We start from the raw sequence: 10,394 nt of genomic DNA, 5'->3' as shown, positions 1-10,394 counted from the left end.
GTCCCGCCGCGCGAAAGCTTGTCCCAGATCGGCAGCTTCGGAAAGACCTGGGCGAAGGCGATGCCGGCGGCCACGCCGATCGTCCCGCCGAGCAGCGAGATCGTCATCGACTCGATGAGGAACTGGACGAGGATGTCCCGCCGCCGGGCGCCGATGGCCTTGCGGATGCCGATCTCCCGGGTGCGCTCCGTCACGGACACGAGCATGATGTTCATGATCCCGATCCCACCCACCAGGAGCGAGACGAGGGCGATGCCCGAAAGGAGGATCGTGAACGCCCCCGCCGATTCCTCCATGGAGCGCCGGTACTCGTCCATGGACCAGAGCCGGAAGTCGTTCTCGTCGCCGGCGCGCAGGCCGTGGAGGCGACGCATCTCCCGCTCCAGCTCCTGGAGCGCCGCGTCGATATTCTCCGGCCGGTCAATCTGCACCATGATCTGGCTGAGGTGGCGGCGGTTGAAGAGGCGGTAGAGGGCGGTCGTGACGGGCACGTAAACCGATTCGTCCAGGCGCGCCCAGGTGTCGCCGCCCTTGTCCTCGAGAAGCCCCAGGACCTCGAAGCTCTGCCGGTCGATCTGGATCGTGCGGCCGACGGGGTCGATGTCGCCGAAGAGCTCGAGGGTCGCCCGGGCGCCCATGACGCAGACGCGCTCCCGGAGCGCTACGGCGGTCCGGTCGAAAAACGCGCCGCGGGCGATCCGGAAGCCCCGCATCTCGACGGCTTCGGGCATCGTGCCGACGACCTGGAGGTTGGCGTTCCGGTTGAGGTACTTCACCTGATAGGTGCGCCGGACCTCCGGGGCCACGCGGGCGACGTAGGGCAGGCGGGAGACGGCCCGCGCGTCCTCGAGGGTGAGGTTCTCGGCCGACACGGTGCGCGCGGCGCTGGAACCGCGGGAGACCGTGCCGGGATGAACGAAGACGAGATTCACGCCCATCCGGCGGATGGTCTCTTCGACCCGCGCCTGGGCGCCCTTGCCCATGGCGACCACCATGATGACGGCGGCGACTCCGATGACGATCCCCAGGACCGCCAGAATCGAGCGGAGCTTGTTGGCCGCCAGCGCCGAAAGGGCCACCGCGAAGGCTCTCAGGAACGACATGCCGCGTGCGTCTCCTCGATGCGTTCCACCCGTCCGTCCCTCAGGTGCACGATCCTCCGCGCGCGCTCGGCCACCGAGCGGTCGTGGGTCACGAGCACGATCGTCACGCCCCGGCGGGACAGGCCGTCGAAAATGTCCAGGATCTCCTTGCCCGTGCGGGAGTCCAGGTTGCCCGTGGGCTCGTCGGCCAGGAGAAGGGCGGGCTCGGTGACGATCGCGCGGGCGATCGCCACGCGCTGGCGCTCGCCGCCGGAAAGCTGATTCGGGCGGTGTCCCGCCCGGCGCGCCAGCCCCACCGCCTCGAGCGCCTGGAGCGCCGCGCGCCGCGCCGGCCGCCGCTGGTAATGGAGCGGCAGCTCCACGTTCTCCAGCGCCGACATCCGCGGCAGGAGGTTGAACGTCTGGAACACGAACCCGATCCGCCGCCCCCGGACCTCTGCGAGCTCATCCTCCGAGAGCCCGCTGACGTCGCGCCCCTCGAGGAGATATCGCCCGCCCGTCGGGACGTCCAGGCAGCCCAGAATGTTCATGAGCGTGGACTTTCCGGAGCCCGAGGGGCCCATGAGGGCCACGTACTCTCCGTCCCGGACCTCGAGGTCGATGCCCTTGAGGACCTCGACGTCGACTTCGCCGAGGCGGTAGTTCTTGACGAGCTTCTCGGTGCGGATGACGGCGTTCATGGCACCCGGCGGGCGCGCAGGCCCGCCTAAAATCTCAGGCGGTAGCGGCCGCCGCCCCGGCTTTCTCCGGGCGGCGCCGTGCGGGTGACCCAGATCTCCTGGCTCTCGGCGAGTCCTTCGAGGATTTCCGCGCGGATGCCGTTGTCGAGCCCCACGCGGACGGGCACGGGCGTGGGTCCCCCCGGTCCGTCCACGTGGACGACCGCGCGGTCGTCCTCGAGGCGGACGGCCTCGCTCGGCACCAGGAGGGCGTTCCGGCGCTCGGCGGCCCGGATGCGGACGGAGGCGGTCATGCCCACGTACGCGCGCCCGAACGCCTCCTCGTCGATGGCCACGCGGACCTTGAAGACCGTGACGTTGGAGTCGAGCTCCCCCTTCGGGGGAATGAGGTCTACGCGGCCGCGGAAACGCTCGGCCGATCCGGAGGCCAGGGACACCTCCGCCGGCTGGCCGCGGCGGACCTTGAGGACGTCGGTCTCGTCCACGTTGGCTTCGACGTAAAGGCGCGAGACGTCGGCGACGATGGCGATGGGGGTGCCGCCGGTCGAGGCGGAGATTCCGCTGGCGACGATCTGGCCCTCCTCGACGAGTTTCTTGAGGAGGATGCCCCGGATGGGGGAGCGGATCTCGGTGTCCCGCAGGCGCTCGCGGGCGTCCTCCACGGCCACGCGGGCGCGGAGCACCTCGGCCTCGGCGAGCTTGACGTCGCCGTCCTTGCGGCCCCGGATGAAGGCGAGCGCCGCCTCGGCGCGCTTGGCCTTTTCCTCGGCCAGCCGCGCGGCCAGGCGGGCCGCTCCGAGTTCGGACTCGGTCACCAGATCGCCCGCCAGCCGCTCCAGGCGGGCGAGATCGGCCTTTTTCTGGCTCTCGTCTTCCCGCGCGGCGGCGGCCTCGCTCTCGGCGGTCTTGAGGTCGGCCTCGACCTGAAGGCGCACGCGGACGAGGTTCGCCTCGGCGCTCATGAGGTTGGACTCGGCCAGGCTGAGGCTTCTCTGCTCGGTGCGCTTGTCGAGCTCCGCGATGAGTTCGCCGGCCTCGACCGGGTCTCCGGGCTCTTTCTGGAAGCGCACGACCTGGCCGCTGGCCTTGGACTTGAGCTCGACCTCCTTGACGGGCTTGATCTCGCCGGTGGCGACCACGTGGATGACGAGGTCGCCGCGTTCGACGCGGACGCGGCGCGCCTCGGGACGGGGAGAGGTTTCCGAGCCGGCGCGCGAGGAGCCCAGGAACCACACGCCCCCTCCGGTCGCCGCCAGAAGCGAGACGAGCAGGATCTTCTTCATGTCCGTGGATTATACCTCCGGGGCGGGTCCGGTCGGTGGCGGCCGCCCTAATAATGTACGGCGTCGCGCGCCCCTACGAGCGGGCCGTCGAGCGGACGCCCTTGAAGGTTCCGCAGACGGCGTCGCGGCCCGAGCGCTTGGCCAGGTGGAGGGCCTCGTCCACGGCGCGCAGGAGTTCGTCGCCGGTGCGCACGTCGGGATGGTGGGCGGTGACGCCGATCGACAGGGTCAGGCGCAGGGGCTTGGAGGGGTCGGCGGCGTTGGTGAACTCGAGGGCGCGGACGACCTGCCGGAGGTTCTCGGCCTTCGCGAGGGCGTTCTCGTAGCTCGTCTCGGGCATGAGGATGGCGAACTCGTCGCCCCCGTAGCGGCAGACCATGTCCACCTCGCGGGTGTGGCTGCGGAAGACGCGGGCGGTTTCCTGGAGCACGAGGTCGCCCTGCTTGTAGCTCATCCGGTCGTTGATGTCCTTGAAGTGGTCGATGTCCAGGAGCACGAGGCTCAGTTCGCGGCCGTAGCGCGTGGCCCGGGTGATTTCCTCGGCGAGCTTCTGGTCGAAGTAGCGCCGGTTGAAGACGCCCGTGAGGTGGTCCACGATGGACTGGCGGCGGACCCGCTCGTAAAGGCGGAGGTTCTCGACGAGAAGCCCGAGAACGTTGGAGAGGGTCTCGAGAAGGTCCCGGTAGCCCTTGAGGGCGCGCTCGTTGTCCTCGAGAAGCTCGATTTCCTTCGGGTGAAAGAACACTTCGAGCACGCCGATGTGGCGCTCGCGGCCCTTGAGGGGCATCACGGCGCGCTCCCGCGTCATGCCGCCGGGCTCGTCGCCGAGGAGGACGCGCACGAGACGGTGATCGGAGGCGAGCGGGAAGCGCCGCCGGCGGAGCTTCACGGTCGAGTGAACGAGCTCCAGGGCGTCCTCGCGCAGAAGGTAGAAGGAGACGTCCGCGTACCCCAGCCCTTCCCGGGCGCACAGAAGGGCGGCGGCGCGCTCGAGAAGCTCCTCTTCGTCGGTCAGGGGCAGAAGCAGAGGCGTCAGCTCCGGGACGCGCTTGATCTTTTCGGTGAGGGCGTAGATCCGGCTGTTGGCGTAGCCCAGCTCCTCGATTTTCTCCCACATCTCCTGTTCGAGCTTCTTGCGGTGGGTGAGGTCGCGCAGGGAGCCCACGACGACCTCGCGGCCGGCCAGGGTGATGCGGCGCACGGAAAGCTCCACGGGCTTTTTTTCGCCGGACTTGGTGAGGAACCGGAGCTCGTAGCGCTCGGCGGAAACGGCGCGGCGGGCGTCCCGCTTCTGCTGGTAGACGGACTGGGACTCGCGGGCCACGAGCTTGCCCACGGTGAGGGCGCCGCCCAGAAGTTCGTCGCGGGAATATCCGGTGAAGCGCTCGAAGCCGGGGTTGACGGCCAGGAAGCGCTGGGTTTCCAGATCGAGGACGTACTGAGGGTCGTTGGAGCACTCGAAAAGGACCTTGTAGGCGTCGAGGGACTCCAGCGGGAGGGCGCCCGGGTCCGCCGGGACGGGGGGGCCGGCGGGGGGCGTGAGGAACTCGTCCTCCAGCGGGCGGCCGTCGATTTCCACCCGCGCGCCGCGGAGGACGACGGTCACGCGGATCGGGACGTCCACGCGCCCGCCGAGGGCGGCGTTGGACCCGAGGGCCAGGTGCGCCGTGCCGGCGGCCTTCTCGTCCTCGAGGAGGTTGCCCACGACGGAGGCGCGGGGGTTGGTGCCGATGCCGAACTCGCCCAGCTGGAAGGCGTCCGGTCCATGAGGGGCCAGGAGGTCGCGCAGGCGCGCGTCGCTCACCTCGACCGCCCGCCCGGCGGAGAAGCGGATCGTGACGGGCTGCTCGAGGAGGCCCAGGCCCGCGATCGAGGCGTCCGCGCGGACGACGCCTTCGGCGGTGCCCTCGACGGGGGCCACCGCGACTTCGCCGGCCGGGAGCGTTCCGAGGGCGCCGGGGCGGGACAGGTCCCCCGAGTCGCGCCGGACGGGGCGGCCGGCGATTTCGAAGCGGAGGTCGGTTCCCGCGGGGGTCGTCAGGCGGACGCGGCGGGCGCCTTCGAAGCGGCGGGCCAGCTCCTCGTTGCGCCGGGCGAGCGCTTCGTCGTCCACGTCCAGGAGCGCCTCCAGGCGCGCGGGGTCCACGCCGGGCAGGGAGGCCGCGCGCGTCCCGTGGCGCGCGCACGCCTCGCGGAGCGCGGCCGCGGGCAGGAGGTCGCGGGAGGTGATCAGGACCGCCGACCCGCCGGCCCGGAGCGCCTCGGCCGCGGAGGGCGGAAGTCTGCCTGCGGCGGCGGCCCCCGGGGGAAGGGCCAGGAGCGTCGCCTCCACGCCCAGCGCCAGGGCCTCCTGGTGGAAGGCCCGCGCCAGGGGCTCCAGGGGGGCGTCGGTCACCACGAGCACCGGCTCGCCCTCCCGGTGTCCCAGGCAGCGCTTCAGGACCCGTTGAACCGCCCGCGCTCTCATCGGACGGTCTTAATTATAGCTTAAAATATGCCCCTTACCCATTAGATATACAACGCGCGGGCCGGGCGCTTTCGCGCCCCCCGCGGGGCGTCGATGGTATACTTCTCGGGACGCCGTGGCTACAGAAATCGAGCCCTGGGTGCAGCGGTTCCTCGCCGAGCGCGGGCCCGGCGAGGCTTCGGTGACCTCGCGGCCCGCCCTCGAGCCCCTGGCCGAGGAGCTCAACGCCCTCTGGTGGCGCGAGGTCGAGCGCCTCGTCCTGCGCGCCGTCCGCGAAAATCCCGACCGGCTGGTCTTCTCCCCCGAGGAGCGGCTGCTTCTGGACCTGGGGCTTCTGGACGCCCGCCTTGTGCCCGGGGCCGAACGGAATCGAACCGCGCTCCTTCGCGAGATCTACGCCCCCGGACGCCCCGGCTGCTTCTACCTCTCCGAATGGCTCGCCCAGCGCTACCGGCAGTTCCTCCTCTACGGAGGCCTCAGCCCCCGCGAGGGCGAGTCCCCCCTGGAAACCCGCGTCATCCGCGACCGCCGCACCTGGATCTACATGCAGCTCGCCCTCCTCTTCAAGAACCTTCCGGGCTTCACGCCCCAGGCGGTGGACCTCCTCGTGTCGGGGCGCATCGACGAAACCCTCGACGCCATGGCCCTGCGCCTCGAGAAGGAAGAGGACGCCCGCCTGGCCGAACAGCGCCGGCAGCTTCAGGAGATCCGCTCCCGCATGCTCGCCCGCGCCCGCGAACGCGCCCGCGCCGAGAAGGAGCTCTATTACTTCGACGAGCTGCGCGAGCTCGACCGGCAGATGGCCGAGAAACGCGGACAGCGCAAGGACGCCGGCGAGGCCGCCGCCGCCGCGCCCCGCTCCCTGCCTCCCCAGGAGCGCGAACGCTGGGCCCTCGACGAGCTCCGCTTCGTGCGCTCCGTCCTCTGGCTCGGCGTCGCCGGCTCGGGCCTGGCCCGCACGTACTCGGTGCTGCTCACCTCCCAGCCCCGCCTCGGCAAGGCCGAGCTCGACGCCATCCTGTCCCTGGCCAAGCAGTGCGATCCGGCCCTCCCCGACGTCGCCGGCGTCGTCATCGCCCCCTACATGGGCGGCGGCTTCTACGAGTGGGAGCGCGACGCCCTCTTCGTCCCCCTTGTGGCCACCCGTTCCGCCGAACAGGCCGTCGTCAGCGCCCTGGCCGCGTACCGCATCCTCCTGGACAAGTTCCACGACGGCGGACGCCTCCGCCGGGAGTACGAGCTGGCCTTCGGAGAGGAAGACTCCCAGGCGGGCTTCGTGCGCGACTACAAGGCGTGGGTCCTCGGCGTGGGCAAGGGCTTCAAGGGCGCTCTCGATCCCGGCCGCTTCGCCTTCTTCCGCGATTTCTTCGGCCCTCAGGCCGCCGACCTCTACGCGCCCCGCGAGTGGGCCGCGCTGACCCCGCAGGAGGAGGAGGAAACCGTCCGCCAGTGCCGAGCCCGCGTCAACCGCGCGGAAGCCGGCTTCGAGGATTACTACCGCCTCGCCATCGCCGCCGCCCGCGAGCGCCAGTATGTCCAGGCCATCCAGCACCTCCAGGCCGCCCTCACCCTGGCCCCGATGGACGGCCGCGCCCTTCTGGCCCTGGGCACCCTCCACGCCAAGCTCGGCGGCGTCGCCTCGGCCAAGGCCAAATTCAACGAGTGCATGGCCCTGGCCCCCGGCACGATCTGGTCCGTCTACGCGGGCGACGAGCTTCAGAAGCTCTGATCCGGACCGTCCTCGCCCCGCAGAAACGCGTCGAGCCGCCGGTTGAACTCGTCCGGCCGCTCCAGCATCGGCATGTGCCCGCACCCCGAAAGAAGCACCGTCCGGCCGGGAACCTGGCGGAACTGGCCGGGCGCCACCACCCGGTCGAGATCGGTTCCCACGGAAAGCACCGGCATCGAGAGCCGCTCCAGCCGCGGCGCCAGGTCCACCTTCGCCAGCGCCCGGAGCGTCTCCACCGCCGCCCGGTACGTCGGCCGCGCCACGTCGTCGGCCAGCTCGTCGTCAAGCCGCTGGACGTACGAAAAGTCCCTGGCCACCCACCGGCGGAACCGCTTCCCGCGCGCCAGAAGCCAGGCCGCCGTCCGGATCCCCGGCATCATGAGGAACCGGTACGCTCCCGAAAACGCGGTCGATCCCGTCACGACCGGGTTGACCACGGCCAGACGCTCCACCCGCTCCGGCGCCTCCAGCGCCAGAAGGAGCGCCACCGTGCCTCCCATGGAATGACCCACGATCGACGCGCGCCGCACGCCGACGGCGTCCAGGAACCGGCCCAGCCAGACGGCCAGGGCTTCCATCGAGTAGTCGCGGTCCGGCTTTTCCGACGCCCCGAACCCGGGCAGATCCGGCGCCAGGCACCGGAAGCGGGGAGAAAAATACGGCAGGGTTTTCTTCCAGAACTTGAAGGATGCGCCCCAGCCGTGAACGAAGACCAAAGGCGGCCGCGAGGGCGCTCCCCGGCACGCATACCGCACCTCCGCGCCCTCGACCGAGACGCTGAAGATGTCCGTCTCCGTGTCCGGGTAAAGCGCCGGCGGAAGCGGGGGATAAAGTTCCGGCCGGCCGAAGACCCGGTCCTCCGTCGTTCCGGCGGCGTCCATTCCGGCAGCAGTTTAGGAGGAGCGCCGCGCCCCGGCAAGGTTCCGCAGACCCGGCGTCGGACCGCGAAGCTTCAGTCCTTCGGCGCGCGGCCGTATCCGAGCGCCAGGAGCAGCAGCGTCAGCACCAGCGCCGCCGCTCCTCCCGCGCCGAGGGCCACTCCGGCCATCCCGAACCAGAAGATGGGAAATCCTTCCTTCCAGGCGACGACCGTCCGGCCCTCCCGCACGGCCTCGAATTCGATGAGGTCCAGGCCGAGGAAGGGGAGCCGCCGGACGTCGAAAGAGACGAGGTCTCCTTCCAGAAGTTTCTCGAAAGCGGTATCCGGCACCTCGAGTTCGCGGAACTGCTTTTCCTCGGGCGGGGCTTCGAGCGTCACGCGGAAGCTGTGGATGTCGCCCACCCGGGCCCCTCCGGTGTGCTTCTGGAGAACGGGGTAGGCCCCCGAACGGCCCCACAGGCGGCCGGAGCGCTCCTTGAGCTGATGAAACGTCACGCCCGCCACAAGCAGGGCGATCAGAAACTTCGTCCGACCCGACATGTCCGCACTCCCTCTTTCCGGTATAGTATACCGCCCCCGGGCGCCTTCAGTATCCGCCCTTCCGGACGACGTCCCGCGCGATGACGATCCGCTGGATTTCGTTGGTGCCCTCGAAAATCCGATAGACCCGCTCGTCGCGGTAGAAGCGCTCGATCGGAAGCTCGCACATGTAGCCCATGCCGCCGTGGATCTGAAGCGCCCGGTCCACAATCTCGGCGTACCGCTCCGTCGCCAGCATCTTGACGATCGCGCTCTCCCGGGTGATCCGCATGCCGCGGTCGCACATCCAGGCCGTCCGGTACACCGCCGACTCCATCGCGTAGATCCAGGCCGCCATCTCCGCGAGGTACCCCTGGATGAACTCGTGCTCCGCCAGCGGCTTTCCGAAAGCCTGCCGCTGGCGGGCGTAGCCCACCGAAAGATCGAGCATCTCCTTGGCGGAGCCCAGCACCGTCGCTCCCAGAGACAGCCTTCCCCGGTCGAGCGCGGCCATGGCCACTTTGAAGCCCTCGCCGGGCGCCCCCAGGACGTTCTCGTCGGGAACCTCCACCTGATCGAGGAAGATCTGCGGCGAGTGCATGGCGCGGAGTCCCATCTTCTCGTCCGGCGGTCCGACCGTCAGGCCCGGCGCGCCGCGTTCCACGACGAAAGCCGTGATCCCCCCGCGCGCCCGCAGCGCCGGATCGGTCACCGCGTAAACGACGAAAAGATCGGCGATGTCCGCGTTCGTGATCCAGATTTTGTCTCCGGTGAGGATCCACCGGGAACCCTTCCGGATCGCGGTCGTGCGCATCATGGCGGCGTCCGATCCGCCGGAAGGCTCCGTCAGGGCGTAGCAGGCGATCTTGCGTCCGGCGCAGAGGTCGGGCAGCCAGCGGCGTTTCTGCTCGGGGCTTCCGGCCAGGAAGATCGACATCGCGCCGATGCCCTGGTGGGCGCCGACGACGCCGGCGAACGAGCCGCACCCGCGGCCGAGCTCCTCCATCAGAATGCAGTAGCCCGTCTCGCCTCCCCCTCCGCCGCCGTATTCCGCCGGGAAAGCCACGCCGAAAAGCCCCAGCGCTTGGGCGCGCTCCAGTAGCTCGGGAGGAATCCGGCCTTCGCGGTCGATCCGCGCGGCCCGGGGCTTCACCTCCTTTTCGACGAATTCCCTCGCCAGGGAGCGCAGAAGCTCCTGTTCCTCCGTGAACTCGAAGCGGATTCCGCGCCCGCCGTCCGTGCCGGTCATAGAATTCCTCTCGGCCAAAACGAAAAGACGAACCGTAAACGTCCAGGAGTAGAACCCGAAAGGCCGAATGACGAATCCCGAATCACCGAGGATCTCCGTCCCTGAAGCGCATTATGGCGGATCGGCGCGGCGGAGTCGCGGGGAATCGGCGGGACGCTCAGGCCCCGAAGCGCAGCACGATGTAGATCGCCAGGCCCAGGTACAGGGTGAGGCTGCCGTTGACGAACGTGGCCGCCACGAGCGTCACGGGGCCTTCGCGGGGAAGGGCCCGGCCGCGCCACACGCGGATCGAGCGCGAAAGGCCCGTGGCGAGCCCCGCCAGCCCGGCCGCGCCCGCGGTAAAGATGAGAACGAGCCCCGCGGCCAGACCCGCCGCCAGAAGGCCCAGGCCGAGGGCCGCCAGGAGCATCGTCTCCCGCGCGGAAACCTCCGGCAGGCTCAGACGGCGGGCGGTCTCGACGATCATCTATGGAGAAAATCGGCC

At 70.0% G+C, this 10,394-nt stretch carries 9 protein-coding genes; 1 reads left to right on the top strand and 8 read right to left on the bottom strand.

All coding sequences use genetic code 11. The features are described from left to right. The 4 genes from VNO22_11455 to VNO22_11440 form a co-directional block, all read right to left on the bottom strand. Positions 1–1,103 (bottom strand): ABC transporter permease (locus tag VNO22_11455; protein ID HXG61986.1); only part of this gene is annotated, 1,103 nt, incomplete at its 3' end. Then, on the bottom strand, positions 1,091–1,783 hold the full coding sequence (locus VNO22_11450) for an ABC transporter ATP-binding protein (protein ID HXG61985.1): 693 nt from the start codon (positions 1,781–1,783) through the stop codon (positions 1,091–1,093). The genes VNO22_11455 and VNO22_11450, both read right to left, overlap by 13 nt. Positions 1,784–1,809: 26 nt before the next feature. Next, the gene (locus VNO22_11445) at positions 1,810–3,066 is read right to left on the bottom strand and encodes an efflux RND transporter periplasmic adaptor subunit (GenBank protein HXG61984.1); all 1,257 of its coding nucleotides are present in this window, start codon (positions 3,064–3,066) and stop codon (positions 1,810–1,812) included. A 73-nt stretch (positions 3,067–3,139) separates the two neighbouring features. Beyond that, the gene (locus tag VNO22_11440; GenBank protein HXG61983.1) at positions 3,140–5,533 is read right to left on the bottom strand and encodes an aminopeptidase; all 2,394 of its coding nucleotides are present in this window, start codon (positions 5,531–5,533) and stop codon (positions 3,140–3,142) included. Positions 5,534–5,648: 115 nt separating this feature from the next. On the opposite strand from VNO22_11440, the gene VNO22_11435 reads away from it, so the two are divergent. Next, entirely contained in the window at positions 5,649–7,262 is a 1,614-nt protein-coding gene (locus tag VNO22_11435; protein ID HXG61982.1) for a hypothetical protein, read from the top strand. On the opposite strand, the gene VNO22_11430 is transcribed toward VNO22_11435, so the two are convergent. The 4 genes from VNO22_11430 to VNO22_11415 all read right to left on the bottom strand — a co-directional run bounded on the left by VNO22_11430 (position 7,250) and on the right by VNO22_11415 (position 10,376). Further along, positions 7,250–8,143 carry an alpha/beta fold hydrolase gene (locus VNO22_11430; GenBank protein ID HXG61981.1) on the bottom strand — a complete coding sequence of 298 codons (894 nt, stop codon included), beginning with the start codon at positions 8,141–8,143 and terminating at the stop codon, positions 7,250–7,252. The genes VNO22_11435 and VNO22_11430 overlap by 13 nt on opposite strands. Before the next feature lie 71 nt (positions 8,144–8,214). Then, positions 8,215–8,682 carry a hypothetical protein gene (locus VNO22_11425; GenBank protein HXG61980.1) on the bottom strand — a complete coding sequence of 156 codons (468 nt, stop codon included), beginning with the start codon at positions 8,680–8,682 and terminating at the stop codon, positions 8,215–8,217. A 46-nt stretch (positions 8,683–8,728) separates the two neighbouring features. Then, positions 8,729–9,910 (bottom strand): acyl-CoA dehydrogenase family protein, encoded by a 1,182-nt coding sequence (locus VNO22_11420; GenBank protein ID HXG61979.1) that lies wholly within the window; start codon positions 9,908–9,910, stop codon positions 8,729–8,731. Between the two features lie 157 nt (positions 9,911–10,067). Continuing rightward, positions 10,068–10,376 (bottom strand): hypothetical protein, encoded by a 309-nt coding sequence (locus tag VNO22_11415; protein HXG61978.1) that lies wholly within the window; start codon positions 10,374–10,376, stop codon positions 10,068–10,070. Between the last annotated feature and the right edge of the window lie 18 nt (positions 10,377–10,394).

This window comes from Planctomycetota bacterium (assembly GCA_035574235.1).
In the GTDB taxonomy this organism is placed as follows: Bacteria; Planctomycetota; MHYJ01; order MHYJ01; family JACPRB01; genus DATLZA01.
This window is presented reverse-complemented; position numbering and strand designations above follow the sequence as displayed.

Coding starts and splice junctions, on each gene's coding strand:
- VNO22_11450 (HXG61985.1), bottom strand. CDS start 1,783: ATGAACGCCGTCATCCGCACCGAGAAGCTCGTCAAGAACTACCGCCTC.
- VNO22_11445 (HXG61984.1), bottom strand. CDS start 3,066: ATGAAGAAGATCCTGCTCGTCTCGCTTCTGGCGGCGACCGGAGGGGGC.
- VNO22_11440 (HXG61983.1), bottom strand. CDS start 5,533: ATGAGAGCGCGGGCGGTTCAACGGGTCCTGAAGCGCTGCCTGGGACAC.
- VNO22_11430 (HXG61981.1), bottom strand. CDS start 8,143: ATGGACGCCGCCGGAACGACGGAGGACCGGGTCTTCGGCCGGCCGGAA.
- VNO22_11425 (HXG61980.1), bottom strand. CDS start 8,682: ATGTCGGGTCGGACGAAGTTTCTGATCGCCCTGCTTGTGGCGGGCGTG.
- VNO22_11420 (HXG61979.1), bottom strand. CDS start 9,910: ATGACCGGCACGGACGGCGGGCGCGGAATCCGCTTCGAGTTCACGGAG.
- VNO22_11415 (HXG61978.1), bottom strand. CDS start 10,376: ATGATCGTCGAGACCGCCCGCCGTCTGAGCCTGCCGGAGGTTTCCGCG.